The organism is Acinetobacter psychrotolerans (assembly GCF_048552595.1).
Classification (GTDB): domain Bacteria; phylum Pseudomonadota; class Gammaproteobacteria; order Pseudomonadales; family Moraxellaceae; genus Acinetobacter.
The window spans coordinates 1-22,211 of record NZ_JBIMDK010000029.1; the positions used below are offsets into that span (position 1 = coordinate 1).

The window sequence follows — 22,211 nt, forward strand, 5'->3', positions numbered from 1 at the left end:
CCGTCACGGTGAATTGGTCTGCTGATGGTGGTTTCGTTGCATCCAGTCCTTCGCTGTAGTGTAGAACCAATTCACCCGCTGCATTTACTTCTGCATTAACGAAGCTCGGTGCCGTTGTATCTCCGTTTGGATCAATGACCGTTGATCCATTGTTGTCTACTGGCGTGGTTACTAAATCTGCTGCATCGTTACCTGCCGCATCTTGGATCGCAACGTCATCATCGCTTGTGGTTTTATCTTTATAAGCAATGCTCACGTCTTGATCTTTGTAGATCGGCGGTACAAAACTTAAGGTGACATCTGTTCCACTCACCGTCACGATGATGTTTGATGGATCAATAATTGTACCACCCACCGTCACGGTGAATTGGTCTGCTGATGGTGGTTTCGTTGCATCCAGTCCTTCGCTGTAGTGTAGAACCAATTCACCCGCTGCATTTACTTCTGCATTGATAAACTTTGGTGTCGTGACATCACCCACAGTGACTTCGAGCTCTTTAGGATTACCTGATGGATCTGTCACAGTGACTGTGATGGTTTCACCATCAATTAAGGGACGATCCAATTGGATATTTTCAACTGTGCCATTACCCGTTAATGTACCATCACCAATCACATTACCTTTAGAATCAGTAATTTTTACTGTACCTGATTCATTTGAAATAATATCTACATGCATAGCATCTTGGATTTCCGCACTGATTATTGGCGCAGTAACATCACCAACATTAAATGTTTCAATGGTTTTATTACCAGAATTATCTGTGGCAGTAACAGTAATCGTTTCATTGTCCTGAAGAGGCCTTGTTAGGGTTATATCAATGTGACCTGCTTGATTTAATTGACCTGTACCAATAATTTTTCCAGTTGAATCCGAAATAATAATTTGGCTTGCTTCGTTTGCTGTAATTTTAATTTTATTATTATCTAAAATATCATGCGTTATTTTAGGACCTGTTTTATCACCATTGTCTGAATGATCCGAACCACCACCACCTGCAGCAGCTCCAGCAATACCAATTAATCCAGCTGCACCAGCGACCCATGCCCAAACGGGTACAACAGACGATTGACCATCAACTAAATAATCTTGAAAATCTGCAATACCTAAGTAATCAACTTTTGTTGCAACACCATTCGCATCAAATTCCAGCATATTAACTAAAAAGTATTTCCCATCCGCTGACTCTATAACAAATTCTTTTGGCTTTTGACCAACAAAGAAATTTTCTATAGTGACCTTTTCACCATTTTGTAATTCGATCTCTAAATTATTATTAACTTTAGTAATTTGTTTAATGTCAGCTCTATCAAGATCAGCTTTATAAACTGCATGATGAGTATCCACCATATCTGAAGTTATGGTTTTTGCCGTGCCTTTTTCATAAACTGTGATATTTGTCATAATTGTTCCCTCTTTTATAATTTCCACATATACAAAAAAGATAAATAAATGCGACAAGCTTCACAAGTAGATAATATTACAAAATAAAAATCACATATTAAACATAAGAGGAATTATTAAGAGTAGTTACTCCAGCACCTTCACTCGTCCATAAATTAAAGTGACAGAATAATCACTAAATTATTTTTTATTGAAAATAATAACATTTTTTATTTAATAATCATTAGATATATTTAATAATTTTTATTATTTTTATTTTATTATAATCATTATTTAAAAAATAAAATTAATTAACTTAACTAAACAATAAATTTTCTTTTACATTCTAAAAAGTTCAATAACTATGCAGAGGATCATTTCCAGTACAAACATATTTCCAGAATTTTATTATGGTTATTACAGAAACTTAAAAATTAAATACATACTAAAAAATATTTAAATGTTGTACAAATATTACAAAGTAGCAATATATTGAATATTTTTAAATAAATCAACAATACATTTTATTAAAACTAAATATTCGTCACTTCAAAATCACATTTATTACCAAAAGCAAAAAAGGTGAAGCTCTTCACTCCACCTTTTTTTATAAATTAAATTCATTTTTATCAGTATTAAACTGTGAAATCATCACCTAAATAAACTTCTCGAACGGTTTCATTGGCAAGAACCTCCTCAGGCGTTCCCTCTGCAATAACAGCCCCTTCACTGACAATATAAGCATGCTCACAAATAGCTAATGTTTCACGAACATTGTGATCTGTAATTAATACACCAATACCACGATCTTTGAGTTGACGGATAATATCTTTAATATCACCCACTGAAATTGGATCCACACCTGCAAAAGGTTCATCTAACAGCATAAATTTAGGATCAGCAGCAAGTGCCCGTGCAATCTCGGCACGGCGGCGTTCGCCACCAGAAACACTCATTCCCAGTGAATCTTTAATATGGGTAATTTTAAAATCTGCCAATAACTCTTTAAGGCGTACTAGACGTTGCTGCTTATTTAAATCTTTACGGGTTTCCAAAATTGCCATAATGTTTTCAGCAATGGTTAATTTACGGAATATGGAGGCTTCTTGCGGTAAATAACCAATCCCTTTACGTGCACGTTGATGCATCGCAAGATCTGAAATATCTTCCTGATCTAGATAAATAACCCCTTTATCCATCTGAACCAAACCAACGACCATGTAGAAACTCGTTGTTTTTCCTGCACCATTTGGTCCAAGTAGACCCACAATTTGTCCACTTTGCATTTGGAAAGAAACGTCTTTTACCACCCAACGCTTACTGTATACCTTAGCTAAATGCTGAATGCTGAGTGTCTGAATTTGATCCTGTACTGGCATTAATTACGCACTCCAGGGGCTGACTTAGAGCTATTCGGTGGAATAATAATTTGTACGCGACCTTTAGGTGAGCCTGTAGTATTCGAACTACCCGATGCTTCAATATCACCTTTATTCATACTATATTTCAAAGTATTACTACGAATACTTGCACCATTTTGATAAAGGTAAGCATTGCCAACTAAATTCAGCAAACCAGATTCAGCATCATAAACAATTTTTTGTGCTTCGCCACGAGCCACACTCGAACCAGTATCCACTTGTTGCTGAAATTTTGCAGGGCTACCTGTCGCGGTAATAGTACTGATTTGTTTATTTTTATTCAGTTGCGCCACGATAGAAGCCGCTTGTATCTTCATCGTGCCTTGTTCTATCAATACATTACCAGAATAAGTCGTTACACCTGTACGCTCATTATAGGTTGCTTTATCTGCAACTAATGAGATTGGCTGACTACGATCTGACGGCAATGCAAAAACAGATGCCGAAAAGCAGATTAAACCCGCAGTACAGATCACTTTTTTAAGGAAAGGCTGTGAATTAGAAAATAACTTAGTTAGGTACATACTTTCCTCGAATTTGTGCGAATTCATATTGCCCTTGATTTAAATCGGCTTTTAAACCTTGGCTGATAAATTCAGCATCAGGTGTATAAACAGTAACTTGGTGATTTGTTTCAAACTGTCGTACTTTAGGGTAACCTGTTAACTGATCTGTCAGAAACACCAAATCACCCTGCTGACTAATTTTAGTCGCTTTGACATTTCCAGATAAAACAACTTTTTCATTATCATTAAATCCGCGTACTTCTTTGGCAAAAAAAGTTGAATCAACTTGATTTTGATGAAACATAGAAGCATTCAGATGAATAATTTTTGTCGTATTTTTTTGTAAATCTTGTTCTAAATGATCAACTTGAGCACGTACGAACAAGTTGCCCTTTTCATCTGTTTGAATGAGCTGGATACCTTGCGCAGAGTAAGTCATGCTTTGTGCAGCATTTGCATCCAGCTTTTTGCCTTTTCCACTATAATAGTAATAGCCACCACTGATTGCCGCAATGACAACAGCAGAGACATATAAAACCTTAGTATCCATAAATTACATTCAACAATTGATCAATTTGAATTTAAGCTATTAATGCGGTATAGCTGTATATTTTTCAAGTAGTTCTTGGTAAGTTCCTTTTGCCATTAATAACATATCGCAAACTTCACGAACTGCGCCACGCCCACCCATCGCTTGAGTGACTAAATCTGCACGGCGACGCACTTCTACGTGACCATTTGGAACGGTAACTTTCATGCCCGCAATTGCAAAAGCAGAAAGATCTGGCCAATCATCACCCATATATAAACAATCTTCAGGGTCTATATTCAATTGAGCGCAAGCTTCACGCAAAGCAACGCCTTTATCTTCACGCCCTTGATAGACCAAATCCACACCTAGATCTGACATGCGTTTTTCAACAATATTACTTTTACGACCTGTAATAATAATCACTTTGATGCCCGATTTTTGAACCAGTTTCATTCCAAGCCCATCACGGATATCAAAAGATTTAATTTCATCGCCCGTATTGGTCAATGTCACAAAACCATCACTCAAAATACCATCTACATCTAAAACCAATGCTTCAATATGACGCGCTTGTTCCAATAAAACATAAGAAGCCATTGATCAATTTACTCCAGCTTGAATCAGGTCATGCATACTAATTACACCAATCACTTTGTTGGTATCATCGACCACAATAAATTGATTGATTTTCTTGTCATTCATTTTTTCTAAAGCGGCAACTGCACGTGCTTCTTTAGAAATCGTTGCAGGATTTCGAATCATTACCTCAGATACAGGTAAATTCACATCAAATCCTTGTTGTTTATCAATTAAACGGCGTAAATCGCCATCTGTAAATATTCCCAATAACGTGTCATTTTCATCAACAACTGTGGTTAAACCTAAACGCTTATTGGAAATTTCATACAACACTTTATTCATTGGTGTATTTGGAAATACTTTTGGTAAATCATTGCCTGTATGCATTAAATGTTTTACATGCAATAACAAACGCTTGCCTAATGCTCCCGCAGGATGCGACATCGCAAAATCATCCACTGTAAAACCACGTGCATCCAATAAAGCAACTGCCAAAGCATCGCCTAAAACCAATGTTGCTGTCGTACTAGATGTTGGCGCTAAACCTAAAGGACATGCTTCTTTAATATTGCCGAGTGTTAATGCAACATCTGCATTTTGTGGCATTGGACCTTTATCATCACCACTAATGGTAATTAAAGGTACTTGTAAATGTTTAATGAGTGGCATCAACATCATAATTTCATCACTCTTTCCAGAGTTTGAAATTGCTATCAGTACATCACCTTGCACTAACATACCTAAATCGCCATGCCCTGCTTCACCAGGGTGCATGAAAAAGGAAGGCGTTCCTGTTGATGCAAATGTTGCCGCCATTTTGCGCCCGATATGCCCAGATTTCCCCATACCCGTAATCACTAAACGACCTTTGCACTGTAAAATAATTTCACATGCATGCGTAAAGCGATCATCAATTTGTGTCGCTAAAATTTCTAAGGCTTGTTCTTCAATGCGTAAGGTTTCGAGCGCTACCTTTTGGAAATCGAATGAATTCGGCATGTTTTCAGGGTTCAAAATGGACTGACCTTAACTCTAACGTAGAGTTTTGAATATCGAATGGAATATTTTTGATATTTTAGCATAGCAATACCACAGGCTGCTTTCCTAAATGTATAAGTTTGCATGATTTATACAAAATCTATGATTTTGCTAGTTAAAGAAAATTTTATGATCTTCTCTCAACAAAATAGCAACCACCATTATCCATATAAATACGCTATTACAATGAGTATTAACACCATCAATCACTTATCTTTCCATCAATACCCTAAAAAATTCATGCTTTTTTTGCTTTTAACTTTATGAATAAAAATGCTTAGGTTAAGATTGAACACCATTTTCAAAATACGTTTAGAAAACTTATGCAACCATTTGTTCTATACAACTCAGAGCAACGTAAAAAAGTTGAATTTGTTCCACGTAAAGAAGGACATATCGACATGTATGTGTGCGGTATGACGGTATACGACTACTGTCATATTGGACATGCTCGGGTCATGGTTGCATTTGACTACATTATCCGTTTTCTACGCAGTCAGGGTTGGAACGTCAAATACGTACGTAATATCACAGATATTGACGACAAAATTATTACCCGTGCCAATGAAAATGGCGAAAGCATTACAGCTTTAACAGATCGTTTCATTCAAGCAATGAATAAAGATGCCACGAATTTAGGTTGTGCTGCTCCAGATGAAGCACCACGTGCAACCGATTACATCGACCAAATGCAAGATATGATTGGCAAGCTTGTTAATAAAGGTACAGCTTATCCATCAAACAATGGTGATGTGTATTTTGAAGTTGAAAAATTTGCAAAATATGGTCGTCTTTCAGGTCGTAAACTGGAAGATATGCAAGCAGGTGCATCAGAACGCGTAGATGTAGCCGTTGAAAAAAAACATCCATTCGACTTTGTATTGTGGAAACATGCTAAAGCAAATGAACCGTCTTGGGCTTCTCCGTGGGGTAATGGTCGCCCAGGTTGGCATATTGAATGTTCTGCAATGTCGACTTGCTGCTTAGGTAACCATTTCGATATTCACGGTGGCGGTTCAGATCTAACGTTCCCTCATCATGAAAACGAAATTGCCCAAAGTGAAGCATCTACAGATGAACAATATGTAAACTATTGGATGCATGTTGGTTTTATTAATGTTGATGGTGAAAAAATGTCTAAATCTTTAGGCAACTTCTTTACCATCCGTGATGTGATGGAAAAATTCCACCCAGAAGTCATTCGTTACTTTATTGTCTCTTCACATTATAGAAGCCCTGTAAACTTCTCCGACTTTGCATTAAAAGAAGCAAAATCAACACTTTCTCGCTTCTATCATGCCTTCAAAGCGTATCAACAAGTGTATGGTACAAAAACAGTTGAAACTTTAGATGTTGCTATCGTTGAACGTTTCAATGCTGCAATGCGTGATGACTTTAATACATCCGAAGCAATTGCAGTATTATTTGAAATCATTAAAGAATTGAATCGTGCTGTAAAAGAAGAAAATGCTGAACAAGCTGCAATTTATTATTCTACTTTACGCCACCTCACCAATATTCTTGGATTAGTTCAATCTAATGTCGATGAATTCTTAAAGTCTGATATTGGTCAGGAAGCTTCAGGGCTTTCGGAAGAGCAAATTGAAGATTTAATTCAACAACGTGTGGATGCTAAAAAGAATAAAGACTTTGCACGTGCAGATGAAATCCGCAAATCTTTGCTCGATCAAGGTATTGTTTTAGAAGATACTCGCCAAGGTACAATTTGGCGTCGTGACTAATTACACCTTCTCGATCATGCTATTTTAAAAACTGATTGATGAATTAAACCCTATAAGCTCTAGCAGCTTATAGGGTTTTTATTGATATAAATTTTAGTCAATCTTCTAAGTAGTTTGGCTATTTTTATAAATTGGGACATCTCCCAATACTGCCGTACGGTGCATAATTCGATGTGCATCACCATAATAGAATCAAGTGTTATGCTGAGTTCAACTTATTTAGATACAGTTCTATATAATATTTAATCAACCTAAAAAAATTCTATTTATAAAGTCAAAAAAAACATAAAACCAAGTTTTTGCCTAAACGAATTGAAAAGATACCTGATATACTCAAAAACAGTACTTCGTTGTTATTTGGATAGAATTTAAGATGAGCTCAGTACGCCAACAAAATTTTCTACTTCGTAAAGAGAAAATTTTAGCGATGGCAGAAACACTTCTCCTTGATAACACTCAAGATATCACGCTTAGTGAACTTGCAGCAGAACTCGATATTGCCAAAGGCACTATTTATAAACATTTTAAAAGTAAAAATCAGTTGTATTTAGAACTGATTATTCAGAATGAAAAAAGATTACTCGATATTTCTAAGACTCATCATAAAGATATTAAGACCTATGTATCGCAATATATGCTTTACAACATGCTGAATTCGAATAGAACGATTTTATTACACGTCATTGAAGAACGACTAACTAATAATGAAAGAAAACTCAATGATTTATTTGAAGAACTGTATCAAGTACGTGAAGATCGAATTTTAGAATTGAAAGACTTATTTGGCGAACATCTAAAAGCACTCAATAGTACAATGTCGATTCGTGACTATTTATCCTATATTTGGACAGTCACTTACGGCGCATCATTATTATTAAATTCAACACATTACCAAAAATCAATTGGTTCACGTGAACGCCTGATTAAACTATATGTTAATCAAGCACTGATGACCCCTGACAAATTAACAGATAATGAGCACCAAACCAATTAGATTGTAAAGCATTGTTTTATAAAACTTAGTAAGATGAAGCTGATTAATTATCGCTATTTTCAGTGCTATGAATACTATCTTTAAAAATGGTGTTTGTTGATCTAACATCCCTTCAACAAACACTATTCCGCATCACCTAAATTTAACAACTGACTCGGTAACGGCATCGAATTCACCTGACTAAAAATCTCATAGCACATATGTCTTAACCATTGGTGACTGGTCTTATGATGACAAGACATATGCCAATACTGCTTAATCGAATAGGTTGGGAATGAAATTGGGGCAGGAAGAATTTGCAAATTGCCACGAGACAATAATACTTCACTCAAATAATAAGGTACTGTCGCAATTGAGTCCGTATCTTGAACCACTAAACCCACGCCCAAATAACTTGGTATACGCATCAATACATTGCGCTTTAAATCTAAATTTAATAACTCATTGGCGATGTGGTAATGCCCAACTCCTGCATCAATATCAATATGTGATTCACTCAAATATTGCTCGACCGAAATCTGATTGTTTTTTAAACGCGGATGGTCTTTAGAAGCGATCACGACATAAAACTGTTCAAACAATTTTTGTTGATAAAAACCATTTTCCAATTGAGGCAGAAAGCCAATCGCTAAATCGATTTCACCATTCGCCATTTGGTAACTGGTTTCAGAGGTAATCGCTCTGACATTCAATTTGACATGTGGTGCATGTTCTTTTAAATATTGAGAAATTTTAGGCAATAATACCAAATGCGAAACATCTGTCATCGCAACAGTAAACTGTTGATGTGATGCAGTTTCATCAAAATTCACGCTGAAATTATTGATGATTTCAACTTTACTCAAAGCCTCACTTACCAACGGATAAAGTTGTTTGGAAAGCTCTGTAGGCACCATTTCATTGCCAATGCGTAAAAAAAGTGGATCGTTATAATGCACACGTATTTTATTGAGAATATTACTCACCGTCGGTTGGCTCATCGCCAAGTGATCTGCGGCAACAGAAACACTTTTAAATTTATAAATGTAGTAAAAAATACTGAGCAATTTACAATCTAACTCAAACACGGAATAACGTCTCACACATTTTTAAAATTCGATATTCTATATTCTGCTTTTTTCTTCAATTTTCCAATGTTTTAATGTACCGATTTTAAACAATTAAATGATTATGGGTAAAATCGGTAGGTATTAGACCTCTTGCGAAAGTAACTTTTAATCAATTTTGATTTACATTGGAGTTCCCTCTCCTTAAAAAGGGGAGAGTTAGGGAGAGGATTTTTTGAGAAATCCCCTCACCCTAACCTTCTCCCTGAGCCATATTTGGCGCAAGAGAAGGAGCGACCAATATTGGTTTTATAGTATGCTTAATTGTAAATAGTTGGTTTTTTTAACTTACGCAAAAGCTCTATTCATCTGCTTTCGCATTCAAAATTTATTCTTTTACAAATAAATCCACCATCAATTCATCATCAGAATCTGCATAGCGATATTGTGAAAAATCAGTCACACCCGACTCTTTCAGAATATCTTCATCAATCATCAAACGACCCGAAATAGCACGATTTTGGCTAATCAGAATTTGATAAGCTGCATCTGCCATGATATTTGGATTACGTGCTCTACTAAATAATTGCTTACCGCCCAAAGAAAATTCAATCGCTGCCGTTGCAATAATCGTTCTAGGCCACAAAGAATTGACACTAACGCCATAGTGTTCAAATTCTTGGTTCATACCAAGGGTCAACATACTCATGCCATATTTGGTGATGGTATATGGCGCATAGCTCGCAAACCATTTTTCATCCAAATTCAGCGGTGGTGACAGACTGAGAATATGCGGATTTTCACTTTTCTTTAAGTATGGTAACGCTGCCTGACTACATACCATCACTGCACGAGTATTAATCTGATACATCAAATCAAAACGATTTGGGTCAAGTAATTCAATACCTGATAATTTAATTGCACCTGCATTATTAATAACGATATCAATACCGCCAAAATGTTCAGCCGCTTGTTGCATTGCTGCTGCAACAGCAACTTGATCACGTACATCTAATTGAATAGCTAAAGCTTTTCCGCCTGCTTCTTCAACTTCTTTGGCAACGGTATAGATTGAACCACCCATTTTGGGATGTTCTTCTACAGATTTCGCAGCAATGACAATGTTTGCCCCATCTTGCGCAGCTTTAAGTGCGATTTCACGCCCAATACCACGACTTGCACCCGTAATAAAAAGTGTTTTCCCTTTTAGTGACATACATTCCTCATTCATTTTGTATTTAACGTCACTAATCTACTTCAATTTAATTTCATTCACCTAGTACAAAAACTACCATTTTATATACTCATTAGTACATTAATTATAAACCTATGACTATATTAAAAAAATCAAAAACCTGAACGAGTCAGGCTTTTGATTTTTTATTCTAAAATGTATGTATAAATATGAATCTATTTTTTAAAATGGCTTATGCAACATCACTTTTTGGGCTTTTGCCAATCTGCCAAACAAAAGGTAAAGGCTCATGATTGACCTCCCAATCCCCAATGACTTTTTCTTTGTAAATAAGTGGATTATGCGAAGAAACCACACGTGCATTGCGCCAAAAACGGTCTAATTGTTTCGCAGTACTACTTGCCGATGCACCCAATGTATTAAACAATTGACTGGTCAAATCTAAGACTAGATCTGCAATAACAACTTGCCCTTGTGATGACTCTAATTCAGCATTGATATTTGCCTGAATATTTTTCACCTCAGATTCACCAAAATGACTGATATAAGCATGCTGTAATGCCTCAGCCGTATGTAGGGTAATGCTTTCACTTGCATACACTTGTGCAGATGCCTTACCAATTACTTGCAAAATCTGCGGATCATTACGAACCAAATCTGCATTGCCATGACTGAAAATGCGATCTCGTTTTTGAACTTCTTCTATAAAAGTTGCCAGAGCACTTTTAGCAATTCCCGTTAAAGTTGCTAGATGAATCACTTGATAAAAAGCAGTTTGATATTTAAAGCGCTGATCAAACGGTAGAATATGATTACGTTCAATAGGTACATTATATAATGTTAATGTACCGCTACCCGTAGTTTTTTGACCAAAACCATCCCAATCATCTAATACTTCTACACCTGATGCATGTCGTGAAATTGCAGCAATTACATGCTGATCTGTCGTTTCATCATAGGCAAATAAATCCACCCAATCGGCAAAAATCGTTCCTGTTGAATAATATTTTTTACCATTCACCAAGAGTTGATTATTGTTTGGCGAATTATTTGTTGATTGATGGCTGCTTGGTTGATGATTATTTTGAGTCACACGAGTCAATACATCGCCAATTTTAACCTGACCAATTTCAGTCCATGCATTGCCCACCAAATCGCCTTGTACAAAACGCTTAAACCAAACGTCTTGGTTCTCTAATTTATGAGCGTTTAAGCGATCTTCTACAAAAGCAAAATGTCCTCTTAACGCTTGAACAATATTTGAATCTGCTTTGGCTAATTCGGTTAATAGTTTAAATAATTGCGGCAATGAAACGCCATCACCACCAAATTTTGCAGGTACACGCAATGCACCAAAGCCAAGTTGCTTTAACCAATTAATCTGCTCATAGGGCAATATACGTTGTTGTTCTCTTTCAACTGTACCTTGCGCAATTTTGGTGAAAATTGAACGATATTTTGCTGCGACTTTTTCATAATCCGCCGAAACTGATAAATCTTCTGCAAAGCGGCTTTGTATATCTAAATTACCCATTTTCTTGCATCCATATACTTGTTAATGATTAGACTTAGCTCCACGCATGGCGTGGTAGATGAATATTATTCAAGTAATAATTACCCACTAGATTCAATTTCCAACGTACAGGATCATGTAAAGTATGTGTGCGTGCATTACGCCAATAACGATCTAGATTTAGCTCAGACAAAGTTGCCCGAGTACCTGCCAATTCAAAAAGTTTATTCGCTGCTAAAATTGCAATTTCAGTCGTTAAAACCTTTGCTTCTGCAACCAATAAAGTCGCTTCATTGACGGTATCTTCGGTAGGATGTGCAATCGCTAAATCAATTGCATCACCTGCTAAATCTAAAACGGCTTCTGCGGCTCTTAATTTAATTTTTAACTCACCAATATTGGCAATGGTATAAGGGTCATCTGTGGCTTTTTCCAAACCTGAATCCACCCAAGGACGAGAATACTGACGAACATAGTGAATGGTTTCTTCAATTGCACCACGTGCAATTCCTGCATCTACAGCGGCTTGTATAAATTGTGAAATTGCCCCAGCAACAGTTGGTCGTTCAAATGCTTTGTGAATAGGAACAATATATTTCTCATCTATTTGCACCCGCTTTAATAGAACAGTGCCACTTGCCGTTGTTCTTTGTCCAAAACCAGACCAGTCATTTACAATCTCTAAACCTTGTGTTGTCCGAGGAGTTAATGCTACAACAGGAAAACCGTCTTCATTAACTGCAACAACGGGTACCCAATGTGCGAGTAATGCACCTGTTGCAAAGAATTTTTGCCCATTAATTTCATAACCCTGTGCTGTTTTATGAATTTTTGTTTCTAAATCTGCTACGGTTTTACTGCCCTTTTCAGAAAAAGCATTACCTAAACGACGACCTTTCAAAATTTCATTGAAGAAAAAGTGTTGCTGTTCTGGACTTGCATCTAAACGTATATGTTCAATAAAAGCCCAATGGTTTTGTGCAATTTGCCCTAAAGATGGATCTACACTTGAAATAGTTTTCACGACTTCTGCCAAAGTTCTGTATTTAACTTGAGCTCCACCAAAAGCTTTTGGAATGTTGATACCCCACAAACCACTTTGTGAATATTGTTGAATTTCTGCAAGCGGTAAACGACGCTCATGATCACGTTGAGATGCTTCTTTGGCAAACTCTTTCGCTAAATCTCGCGCCACTTGAATCGCTTCATCATCCGATTGAATAACATGAGCATCATGATCCAACTCAAAAAATTGTAAAGGAACAGCCGTCTGTGAAGAAAAATTATTTTGATTTAAGTCAGTCATTTCAAACACTCTATAATATGGAATAACTTTAAATTAGCATTATTTTTTTATTATTTTTATATCAATAACTGCATTGTTTATTCATTCAGAATTTATATATTTATTCATTTTTTTACTATAAATTAATACCAAAAATATGAATTAAAAACCACTTCATTATTAACAATATAATCCAAAAATTATTTATCAAAACTCATTCATAAAATATTAAAAAAAAGCTCACCATAAGCGAGACTTTTTTAAAAACTATAAAATTTGATGATTAACTGGCTTGATCGAATGTGTTTTTCGTAGTGATGCGATATTGCGCTGCCCGATGATTTTCAGGTAAATGTGCATGCTGACCAAATAATTTTTCTCTTAAAGTACCTTGTTTATATTCTGTCTGATATACACCACGCCTTTGTAGCTCTGGCACGATATAATCAACAATATCGATAAAGCTTTGATGCGCCAATATATAAGCTAAATTAAAACCATCTACATCTGTTTCTTCCATCCAGTTTTGCAATTCATCTGCAACTGTATGTGCACTTCCCACTAAAACTGGACCATTCCCACCAACACTGTTCCAGTTGGCAATTTCCTCAATTGTCCAAACTCGATTTGGATCGGCATTCACATAGGCATCGAGCATAGATTGAATAGCATTGGTTTGAATATACTCAACTTTATCCTGCGGCTGATATTGTGAAAAATCTACACCTGACCAACCTGACACCAAAGTTAAGGCACCATCATAACTACCATAAGATTGATATTCTTTAAATTTGTGCTGTGCTTTATCATCAGATTCATCTGTAACAATCGACAACAAGCTATATATTTTGACTGAATATGGATCACGACCTTCTTCACGTAATTTTTGACGAATACTTTGCACCACTTTTTTAGCAGCGACTTTCGAAGGTGGAGCAATAAAGATACATTCTGCATTTTGACTAGCAAAAGCTTGACCTCTAGGCGAAGCACCTGCTTGATACAAAACGGGTGTGCGTTGTGGAGAAGGTTCACAAATATGAATCCCTGGAACTGTGAAATATTTACCATCATGAAAAATTGGATGAACTTTATGATGATCTGCGAAAATGCCTGACTGCTTATCACGTTTTACTGCATCATTTTCCCACGAACCTTCCCAAAGCTTATATAAAACCTCCAAGTATTCATCTGCAACATCATAACGATCATCATGATTTAATTGTGTTTTTAAACCAATATTCTTTGAGCCACTTTCTAGATATGAGGTGACAATATTCCAGCCTACTCGACCTTTGGTTAAGTGATCTAAAGTACTCATTCTCCGAGCAAAAGGGTAAGGATGTTCGAAAGAAATAGACGTAGTTAATCCAAAGCCAAGATGTTTGGTTACTGCTGCCATTACAGGTATGACTTGCAAAGGATCATTCACTGGAACTTGAACTGCACCACTCAACGCATACTCCGCACTCTGATGATAAACATCATAAATCCCAAGAACATCAGCAATAAAGATTCCGTCAAAATATCCTTTTTCCAGTATTTTGGCTAAATCTGTCCAATATTCAATATCCTTATACTCTGTGGAGCGATCTGAAGGATGACGCCATAATCCTGGAGACTGGTGGGCGATACAATTCATTTCAAAAGCATTAAAACTTATTTGTTTAGTCATTTTTATTTCAACATTACAATATTTATCGTTCCATCCTAAGCTAAATATTTTTATTCTTTTATCTGAATATCTTCATTTATTATCAAAATTAATTTAATATAAACCCTATCAATCTAAACAATATAATCATTTATATTTACATAAATTTTATTATGAATATTAAATATTTTATTTAAATATCTTTATAATGAAATTTCATAATAATGGATCATTTTATTATTACAAAAGATAACCTAAAGTGGAATACATCTCTAGGTTATTGAAATGTAAAAAAACCGCTTAACTTTTATTTATTATTATCGTAATAATGCTATTTTTTTAATTGATCAATACGATTTGCATAACCTGCATGTGCAGAATGATCTAGTTTGGTTAAAATACCATCATCACCTAGAACACGGCGTGTACCCTTTTGTACCCACTGCGGCAGCGTGCCGTAAATACCATGTAGCATTTGTAAATAATCTGGCACAGCAATAAATAAACGAGGTTTAATCAATGCATTCACTACAGCATTTGCAACCTGTTGCGGTGTAACAGATGGAATAATTTTAGAGGCATTGTCCGTCCCAGATGTCAGCTCAGTGAGTACCTTACTTGGCATAATCGCTGTAAATTCGATACCACTATTGCGATACTCACCTGCAACAGCTTCCGTTAAACCAACGACAGCGAATTTAGTCCCTGAATATACTGCCGAACCAGGGAGTGCAAAACGCCCCGCAAACGAAGCAATATTCACAATATGCCCTGTTTTTGCTTGTATTAAATGTGGTAAAGCAAGCTGCATACCATAAATTACACCACGGAAATTAATATCAATTTGTGCATCTGCCAATGCAGGATCTTCATCTAAAAATGCTCCCATAGGCATAATTCCAGCATTATTCACCAGTGAATACAGACTGCCAAAATGGTCAATTGTTTCCTGAATAAACTGTGCAAAGGATTCACGATTACGTACATCTAACTTAAATGCTTTAGCACCAATGCGTTGCGCTTCTTTTTCTGCAAGTTCCAAGTCAATATCACCAATACTGACTTGAGCACCTTGAGCAATCATTGCCTCCGCAGTTGCAAGCCCTATACCACGAGCAGCTCCTGTAATTGCAACGACTTTGCCTTTTAATTTTTGTTTATTAAACATCTTGGAATCCTTATTTATTAATTTATTTCCAATGATTAATCATGTTAAAAATTTGTCGATAATATGATTAAAATTACTTAGGCTATTTACAGCTTATTTTTATACATTATCTTTTTGTTTTGCTGAGGGCTTAAAATCAATTAAATATTCCATTAGATTGAATTTTTTCATTTTTTCTCGAAGTTTAAATGTTGTCCAAGGCCATGCCGTACTGTTGCGTCCATTACGGTCTATGAAATAGCTTTGACATCCACCTTGATTCCAGACTGTAGATTGTAATGCTGCTTGCACTTTTTCATTAAAGGCTTTAGTAATTTCAGGGTTAGGTTCTATGGTTTGAATATCTTGTTCAATCGCTTGCTTGAGCGCATCTATGATATAGGTTAGTTGGGCTTCCATAATAATGAATGCAGATGAGCTGACTGCGACATTTGGGCCAAACATCAGGAAACCATTCGGGCAGTTTTCCACCATCGTTCCCATATAGCCTTCAGGACTACCCTGCCAAACATCTGATATTTTATCACCAAAACGATTGTAAACACGGTTGGCAATAGGTGGTTCCGCAATTTCAAAACCCGTTCCTAGAATAATAATATCAACATCCACACTTTCGCCATTTACAGCAATTAGGGTATTGCCACGCACTTCTGCTAGACCACTTGCAATGACATCCACATTATTCTGCGCCAATGCGGGATACCAGTTGTTAGATTGCAAAATTCGTTTACAACCAATAATGAAAGGTGGTGTCAATTTTTCACGTAATTGTTTATTTTTAATGTGGTAGTTCATATTCCAAAGTGCTATTTTCTGAAACTGTTTCATCGCCGCAGGGCTTTGATACCCACCATTGATTGTTTCAAAAATACCATAGACGGAACCACGTAGAACTTGCTGTGTCAGGGGTAAAAACTTAAACATAGTGCGTACAGGTGCGAGCAATGGCATATCTGACTTCGGTAAAACCCATTGCGCTGTACGTTGGAAAATACTGAGTTGCTGAACGATGGGCTGAATCTGAGGTACAAATTGCAGTGCTGATGCACCAGTACCAATCACCGCCACTCTCTTACCTGTTAAATCAATATCATGTCGCCATTGTGATGAATGAAAGATCTCACCTTTAAATTCGCTCATTCCCTTTATATCGGGTAATACAGGTTCATGCATTGGACCACAAGCAAGGATCGTAAACTGGGAACGTAATTCCCCTTGATTCGTCTGAATAATCCAGCAATTGTCTGTGTCAGACCACTTTGCATTTAATGCTTCACAGTTCAAGTGAACATGCGGCATGACTTTATATTTATCTACCACATCAAACAAATACTTCTTAATTTCTGCCTGTGGTGCAAATACTCGTGACCATGATGGATTCTGTTCAAAAGAATAAGAATATAAGGCAGAAGGAACATCGCATGCACATCCTGGGTAGGTATTTTCACGCCAAACCCCACCCATTTCAGCGGCTTTTTCGAGCAAAATAAAATCTTCTAAACCTGCTTCTTTCAGTTTAATGGCTGCACCTAAACCAGAAAAACCACCGCCAACGATAATGATTTTGGAAAAGTTTTTATCTTGTGCGTTATTTTTGTGTTGTTCCATGTTTTAATCACTTAGAATATGTCCAATAGGAACACAATGTCGAAAACGGAATGAGTTGTCAATTTCCTTTGTTTGACAATTTAATCATAATTTTGGTATTTTTTGCCTATGAATGAACAAGTGAATTTAAGCCGCGCAGAACGCCAAAAAATACAATTACAGGCAGATATTCTAGAGGCTGCTTTTCTAGAGTTTTCTGAACGAGGTTATCATCAGACTGCGATTTCTGACATTGCCAAACGCTTAGGAATTGGTCATGGGACTTTCTATCGCCACTTTGAAAATAAACGCGATATTTTGCAGCATGTGATTTCCGATACTATGCAAAAAATCATGGCTCTACTAACAGGTGAAAATGCGCCACAAGCCGTCAATAATATTGCAGAATATCGTGAGCAATGTGAGCGTATTTCTGAGCGCTTACGGACTTTTGCACAGGAAAATCCTCGCACATTAAAATTATTGTTGCTCGAAGCAACTTCCATAGATACAGAAATGACCCAATTTGTGCAAAATTTAATGCAAATGGCGGGTATGTTAACCTCCAATTATTTACAGCATGGTGTAGAACTTGGTTTCTTTAGAGCAAATTTAGATTGTGAAAATACTGGGCATAATATTATCGGCATCATTATGAATGGTGCATTACGTTTTTTAGCCCATCCAGATGATGTAGATGGGCTAAAAAAATATGCAGATTCGATTATCGATCTCATTATTGGTGGAATGCGTAGCTAACCCCCAATTCATACAGAACCTCTTCAACTATATACATTAACCTGAATTTGCTTACTCACGCTTGGGCTGAATGCTTGTAAGGACAATGATCAATCTGTTGCAATCATTAGCCCAGACACACCAAAGCAAGTGACTAGTGATTGTTTTGATAAACACTTTATACTATTGATAATACTAAAAATTTATTTGCCAGATACAGAAAATTTCTAGCGCTGAGTTTATCTGCTAATGATTTGATGCGATGTATCTTGGTTTCTACCCAACTTCGTTGGTTATACCCAGACCACTTTTTCCAAATTATTCTTCCTAGACGTCCGATCGTTTTCAGTCACTCATTTCTCTCTAAAGATCTCAGCTTATTATCTTTCTAAGGCTTCGCATTTTTTCTTGACGGAATTACCGCATGCGCTTGTCGATCTGAGACCACTTGTCGGCAGTATTTCGTGTCATAAGCTATCTGTTAGGCAGAATCAATTGAATTCGTAGAGTTTAAGAACCTGTGAACAAAACCAGTGACCATACCTAAAGAGAGTTGAAATTGCGATTTGATCATCAGACAACATTGAATAGCTCCATCGGAATAAGTTTTGGATTTCGTCCTTGTTTACCTTTGCGTAGTGCATACCATTGAGTAGCAGGATCAAACCAAATGGAGATATTTCCTCTATTGATTAATCTTGCGCAGTATACTGCTCATATTAGAAGACCAATTGGTTGTACGATAAATTTTAGGTTTATGCATTCGAAAATAATATTGTTGAATAAGCCTTTAATGCTAGGTTTGTATAAAAAAATCAATAAAAAAAGGAAAGCCGAAGCTTTCCATTGGGGATGGCACTTTTATCATTATTGGTTTAGACAAGTCTAAACCTCGCAGTGCCTACTCTAATACTTGAGCATTCGCAACCAATTTACTTAACAATCAGTTACTTTATTAATGAGTGAATAAATGCGTTGCCCTAATCATGAATTTCTAAAAATTAAGTTAAGCCCATTTTATTCACTTAACTTAATCATGCTTAAACCATTAAGATTTAAAAAGTCTTACGTACACTTAACCAATACTGATGATCATCACGATCACTCATCTGTTCAGGCGTATGACCGATCGGGAATGCAACTTCTGCATTGGCTTGAATATTCCAAGCACTACTCCAATTTAATCCCAACCCTGCACTGCTGATCTGTACTTGATTATCCCCAGTCACCCCAGCCCATTTCTTTGCATTTAAAGTCACTTCTGCTGTGTCTACAAAGACTTTACCAGTGATTTGATTCTTGGCATTTGCAAATAGGTTTTGTCTGAGCTCGGCTGTCGCTAAATAGCCTGTAGATCCTGCAAATTGGCTTGACTCGTAACCACGTACGTTAAAAGGGCCACCGCCTAAGTATTGTTCAGCACTGTCTAGATTATAAGGACTATATTGTCCATATATTCCCAAATAACCCTGTGTGCCTTTTTTACCTAAGTTCTGTAAACGAGATAGATTTAAACTCGCAGTATAGTAATCTCCTGCAGTATTTGCCGATTGGGCATCTAAAGCAGCAGCATCTCCATTTTTAAATTTCACGCGTCCGAAGCTGGTTGAAGCCCCATATTGGTTAAGTCCACCACCAAGATATTGATCAAACTGAGAACCATCTAAACGTGCTGTCACTACATCAATATTACGGTGTTTGTAATATTGATTAAGGTTTATATCATCTTCAAGTTGTTTGTGATCGTATTGTAGTGTGAGGAGTACTTCTGCAGTATTGGTCAATAATGCAGGTTGACTGATAAACACACTGGTTTGCGCTGCACTACCTTCTGCACCAATGGCTTTTAATTCTTTACCTAGCTTGTAGTCAAGGTAAGAATAGCTTGCTCCTGCACGTGTACCCATACCTGTAAAGGAGAAGGCATAACCGACACGCCCGTAGTTCATGCGTTCACCAGCAGTCATCAGGTCAAAGCTAAGCTCATCCCCCAGCCCTGCTAAGTTATATGCAGAAACGCCTGCTGTACCACGAACTTGACTGGTATATTTATTACCAAAATTATCTGCACCAAGATATCCACCAATCATCGCAGCGTTGTTTACTTCTATATTCAGTTGGCTACTTCCTACGGTTGCACCAGGTGCAAGGACATTCCGTGTGGTTACGCCTTTTAAGCGATTGAGTAATTTCAGTTGTTGTTGCATCTGATCACTATTGATTCTTTCGCCTTGTTTGAGTGGATCGACAGTCTGTTCAATCAGCCAATTCTGGGTGCGACTGTTATTCTGAATCGCTGTTTTATCATAATGTGCTTCAAGTACATTGATACGAACAATACCCTGACTCAAGTTTTGTTGTGGCAAGTAAGCACGACTGTATTCATAACCATGCTGTTGATAATATTGGGTGATTTTTTGGGTCACATCCCACAATTGTTTAAGTGTGAGCTGTTTCCCTTCTGCATCTGCTATAAGCGGATGGAGTTGTTCTGCACTAAAACGACTATTTCCAACAATTTCTATTTTTTGTACGGCAATTTGTACATCACTGACATTGGGTGCTGTACTCGTTGCCGAGTTTTCGACTTCAACTGCTGTTTGTGGTGTAAGTATTTGTCCTTGCTGCTGTTGTTGCAGAAGTTGTCCCGCGTTCGGTGCATTAATTGCAGGCAGTGGTGCTGTATGCCCTGTTGTCGCAACGAGTATGAAACAAGTTGCGATTGATATTGCCAATAGGTTTTTTTGAAGTTTCATTGTGTTGTGTCGTTTCATGTTTTAGTGCTCCCCTGCCAATGTTTGAATGCCTGAAGTATTGACGCCACCTTGGCGAACTTCGATGTTTGCCACATTGCGTACATTACTCGTGTCAGGTAAATAGCGTGGGCGTTTAAATTGTATTGCTTGTAGATAAGCCTCAGGAATCAGCATATAAATATTGGCTTGAGTCTGAGCATTCGTATCAACGAGGTTATAGTTTTGAGCATCTGCGCCACTTAAACTTAGACCTGTAATCGACACCATTTTTGCTTGACCCGTTGCAGCAGTATCAAATTTCCCTATAGATGATTCGATCCTTAAATCATCACCTTGATAAATGCCATTAAACTGAACATTGCCAAGATTTAAACTGGCATCAGTTAAGCCATTATACGTGCGATTATTGGCTGTAATACCTGAAATACTGCTGATATTAGCTTTGTTGATATTCGCAGTGGTTTGAGCAGTATCATTCACTAAATCATAGTTATGTGCATCTGCTCCAATCAAACTAATATTATTAATACTGACTTGTTTACCATTCGCCGCATTTTTATCACTGAATTTTCCTGTTGCATTACCTACAACCAACTCATCACCTAACATGATTCCATCGAATTGCGCTGATGATGTATTTAATGTTGCATTGGTTGTTGCATCATAAACACGATTATTAGCTGTAATTCCATTGACTTGATTGATTTTGGCTTTAGTAATATTGAGTGAACCATCCACAAAGCTTAGATCATAGTTGCTGTCGGTACCTGTTGCTGTATTACTATATGTTCCTGCATCTTTGCCTGTGACAGATGCACTTACATTGCTCAGCACAGATTCAGTTTCGCCATTGACTAATCCTTTGGCTGTAAAGCCTGTTGCCGTTTGGTCTTTGCCGTTATAAACCGTGTTGAGGCTATTGGCTGTGATGATGGCTTGAGCTTTATTTATCACCCATGTGCCATCAGTACGTTGCGTGATGTTGTAGTTACCATTGCTCAATGTGCCATCAACAGTGAGTGTGTGATTACCTGCATTGGTCGTATTGCTAATACCAAAACTGTTGTTTAATC

General features: G+C 36.9%; 18 protein-coding genes and 1 pseudogene. 3 read left to right on the forward strand and 16 right to left on the reverse strand.

Features of this window, described 5'->3' with window-relative positions:
• From ACG94X_RS16305 to ACG94X_RS16330, 6 genes are all read right to left on the reverse strand, one after another.
• Positions 1 to 1,405 (reverse strand): SwmB domain-containing protein (locus ACG94X_RS16305; protein ID WP_419384733.1); only part of this gene is annotated, 1,405 nt, incomplete at its 3' end.
• Between the two features lie 614 nt (positions 1,406 to 2,019).
• Positions 2,020 to 2,763 (reverse strand): LPS export ABC transporter ATP-binding protein, encoded by a 744-nt coding sequence (gene lptB / locus ACG94X_RS16310; protein ID WP_419384734.1) that lies wholly within the window; start codon positions 2,761 to 2,763, stop codon positions 2,020 to 2,022.
• Positions 2,763 to 3,329, reverse strand: coding sequence for a lipopolysaccharide transport periplasmic protein LptA (lptA, locus tag ACG94X_RS16315; protein ID WP_419384735.1), 567 nt, complete (start codon positions 3,327 to 3,329; stop codon positions 2,763 to 2,765). The genes lptB and lptA overlap by 1 nt, the downstream gene beginning before the upstream one ends.
• Positions 3,316 to 3,861, reverse strand: a complete 546-nt coding sequence (gene lptC / locus ACG94X_RS16320) for an LPS export ABC transporter periplasmic protein LptC (protein ID WP_419384736.1) — start codon at positions 3,859 to 3,861, stop codon at positions 3,316 to 3,318. The genes lptA and lptC overlap by 14 nt, the downstream gene beginning before the upstream one ends.
• Before the next feature lie 39 nt (positions 3,862 to 3,900).
• Positions 3,901 to 4,440, reverse strand: a complete 540-nt coding sequence (locus tag ACG94X_RS16325) for a KdsC family phosphatase (protein WP_419384737.1) — start codon at positions 4,438 to 4,440, stop codon at positions 3,901 to 3,903.
• Positions 4,441 to 4,443: 3 nt separating this feature from the next.
• A complete protein-coding gene (locus ACG94X_RS16330; RefSeq protein WP_419384738.1) occupies positions 4,444 to 5,421 on the reverse strand; it encodes a KpsF/GutQ family sugar-phosphate isomerase in 978 nt (325 codons plus the stop codon).
• Between the two features lie 362 nt (positions 5,422 to 5,783).
• Here ACG94X_RS16330 and cysS point away from each other — a divergent pair, with 362 nt between their 5' ends.
• Together cysS and ACG94X_RS16340 are read left to right on the forward strand one after the other, a co-directional pair.
• Positions 5,784 to 7,202: a cysteine--tRNA ligase gene (cysS, locus tag ACG94X_RS16335; protein WP_419384739.1), complete on the forward strand. Its 1,419-nt coding sequence runs from the start codon at positions 5,784 to 5,786 to the stop codon at positions 7,200 to 7,202.
• A gap of 373 nt (positions 7,203 to 7,575) precedes the next feature.
• Positions 7,576 to 8,196 carry a TetR/AcrR family transcriptional regulator gene (locus tag ACG94X_RS16340; RefSeq protein ID WP_419384740.1) on the forward strand — a complete coding sequence of 207 codons (621 nt, stop codon included), beginning with the start codon at positions 7,576 to 7,578 and terminating at the stop codon, positions 8,194 to 8,196.
• A gap of 122 nt (positions 8,197 to 8,318) precedes the next feature.
• Here ACG94X_RS16340 and ACG94X_RS16345 read toward each other — a convergent pair whose 3' ends face one another.
• From ACG94X_RS16345 to ACG94X_RS16375, 7 genes are all read right to left on the reverse strand, one after another.
• Positions 8,319 to 9,263 (reverse strand): LysR family transcriptional regulator, encoded by a 945-nt coding sequence (locus ACG94X_RS16345; RefSeq protein ID WP_419384741.1) that lies wholly within the window; start codon positions 9,261 to 9,263, stop codon positions 8,319 to 8,321.
• A gap of 367 nt (positions 9,264 to 9,630) precedes the next feature.
• Positions 9,631 to 10,458, reverse strand: a complete 828-nt coding sequence (locus ACG94X_RS16350) for an SDR family oxidoreductase (protein WP_419384742.1) — start codon at positions 10,456 to 10,458, stop codon at positions 9,631 to 9,633.
• Positions 10,459 to 10,669: 211 nt separating this feature from the next.
• Positions 10,670 to 11,971: an acyl-CoA dehydrogenase family protein gene (locus ACG94X_RS16355; RefSeq protein WP_419384743.1), complete on the reverse strand. Its 1,302-nt coding sequence runs from the start codon at positions 11,969 to 11,971 to the stop codon at positions 10,670 to 10,672.
• A 34-nt stretch (positions 11,972 to 12,005) separates the two neighbouring features.
• On the reverse strand, positions 12,006 to 13,256 hold the full coding sequence (locus ACG94X_RS16360; protein WP_419384744.1) for an SfnB family sulfur acquisition oxidoreductase: 1,251 nt from the start codon (positions 13,254 to 13,256) through the stop codon (positions 12,006 to 12,008).
• A gap of 262 nt (positions 13,257 to 13,518) precedes the next feature.
• Positions 13,519 to 14,910 (reverse strand): LLM class flavin-dependent oxidoreductase, encoded by a 1,392-nt coding sequence (locus ACG94X_RS16365; RefSeq protein WP_419384745.1) that lies wholly within the window; start codon positions 14,908 to 14,910, stop codon positions 13,519 to 13,521.
• 310 nt (positions 14,911 to 15,220) lie between these two features.
• Positions 15,221 to 16,057 (reverse strand): SDR family oxidoreductase, encoded by an 837-nt coding sequence (locus tag ACG94X_RS16370; protein ID WP_419384746.1) that lies wholly within the window; start codon positions 16,055 to 16,057, stop codon positions 15,221 to 15,223.
• A 99-nt stretch (positions 16,058 to 16,156) separates the two neighbouring features.
• Positions 16,157 to 17,665 (reverse strand): flavin-containing monooxygenase, encoded by a 1,509-nt coding sequence (locus ACG94X_RS16375; protein ID WP_419384747.1) that lies wholly within the window; start codon positions 17,663 to 17,665, stop codon positions 16,157 to 16,159.
• 108 nt (positions 17,666 to 17,773) lie between these two features.
• Here ACG94X_RS16375 and ACG94X_RS16380 point away from each other — a divergent pair, with 108 nt between their 5' ends.
• Positions 17,774 to 18,403 (forward strand): TetR/AcrR family transcriptional regulator, encoded by a 630-nt coding sequence (locus tag ACG94X_RS16380; RefSeq protein WP_419384748.1) that lies wholly within the window; start codon positions 17,774 to 17,776, stop codon positions 18,401 to 18,403.
• Between the two features lie 181 nt (positions 18,404 to 18,584).
• Here ACG94X_RS16380 and ACG94X_RS16385 read toward each other — a convergent pair.
• The 3 genes and pseudogenes from ACG94X_RS16385 to ACG94X_RS16395 form a co-directional block, all read right to left on the reverse strand.
• A pseudogene (locus ACG94X_RS16385) lies at positions 18,585 to 19,145 on the reverse strand (transposase); the annotation flags it as partial.
• Between the two features lie 292 nt (positions 19,146 to 19,437).
• Complete coding sequence (locus tag ACG94X_RS16390) at positions 19,438 to 21,156, reverse strand: ShlB/FhaC/HecB family hemolysin secretion/activation protein (protein ID WP_419384749.1); 1,719 nt, start codon at positions 21,154 to 21,156, stop codon at positions 19,438 to 19,440.
• A 3-nt stretch (positions 21,157 to 21,159) separates the two neighbouring features.
• Positions 21,160 to 22,211 (reverse strand): YDG domain-containing protein (locus ACG94X_RS16395; RefSeq protein ID WP_419384750.1); only part of this gene is annotated, 1,052 nt, incomplete at its 5' end.

What these genes read in the sequence shown, in the direction of transcription:
- ACG94X_RS16365 (WP_419384745.1), bottom strand. Translation starts at nt 14,910, where the DNA reads ATGACTAAACAAATAAGTTTTAATGCTTTTGAAATGAATTGTATCGCC.
- ACG94X_RS16355 (WP_419384743.1), bottom strand. Translation starts at nt 11,971, where the DNA reads ATGGGTAATTTAGATATACAAAGCCGCTTTGCAGAAGATTTATCAGTT.
- ACG94X_RS16370 (WP_419384746.1), bottom strand. Translation starts at nt 16,057, where the DNA reads ATGTTTAATAAACAAAAATTAAAAGGCAAAGTCGTTGCAATTACAGGA.
- ACG94X_RS16375 (WP_419384747.1), bottom strand. Translation starts at nt 17,665, where the DNA reads ATGGAACAACACAAAAATAACGCACAAGATAAAAACTTTTCCAAAATC.
- ACG94X_RS16350 (WP_419384742.1), bottom strand. Translation starts at nt 10,458, where the DNA reads ATGTCACTAAAAGGGAAAACACTTTTTATTACGGGTGCAAGTCGTGGT.
- ACG94X_RS16380 (WP_419384748.1), top strand. Translation starts at nt 17,774, where the DNA reads ATGAATGAACAAGTGAATTTAAGCCGCGCAGAACGCCAAAAAATACAA.
- cysS (WP_419384739.1), top strand. Translation starts at nt 5,784, where the DNA reads ATGCAACCATTTGTTCTATACAACTCAGAGCAACGTAAAAAAGTTGAA.
- ACG94X_RS16330 (WP_419384738.1), bottom strand. Translation starts at nt 5,421, where the DNA reads ATGCCGAATTCATTCGATTTCCAAAAGGTAGCGCTCGAAACCTTACGC.
- lptC (WP_419384736.1), bottom strand. Translation starts at nt 3,861, where the DNA reads ATGGATACTAAGGTTTTATATGTCTCTGCTGTTGTCATTGCGGCAATC.
- lptB (WP_419384734.1), bottom strand. Translation starts at nt 2,763, where the DNA reads ATGCCAGTACAGGATCAAATTCAGACACTCAGCATTCAGCATTTAGCT.
- lptA (WP_419384735.1), bottom strand. Translation starts at nt 3,329, where the DNA reads ATGTACCTAACTAAGTTATTTTCTAATTCACAGCCTTTCCTTAAAAAA.
- ACG94X_RS16325 (WP_419384737.1), bottom strand. Translation starts at nt 4,440, where the DNA reads ATGGCTTCTTATGTTTTATTGGAACAAGCGCGTCATATTGAAGCATTG.
- ACG94X_RS16360 (WP_419384744.1), bottom strand. Translation starts at nt 13,256, where the DNA reads ATGACTGACTTAAATCAAAATAATTTTTCTTCACAGACGGCTGTTCCT.
- ACG94X_RS16390 (WP_419384749.1), bottom strand. Translation starts at nt 21,156, where the DNA reads ATGAAACGACACAACACAATGAAACTTCAAAAAAACCTATTGGCAATA.
- ACG94X_RS16340 (WP_419384740.1), top strand. Translation starts at nt 7,576, where the DNA reads ATGAGCTCAGTACGCCAACAAAATTTTCTACTTCGTAAAGAGAAAATT.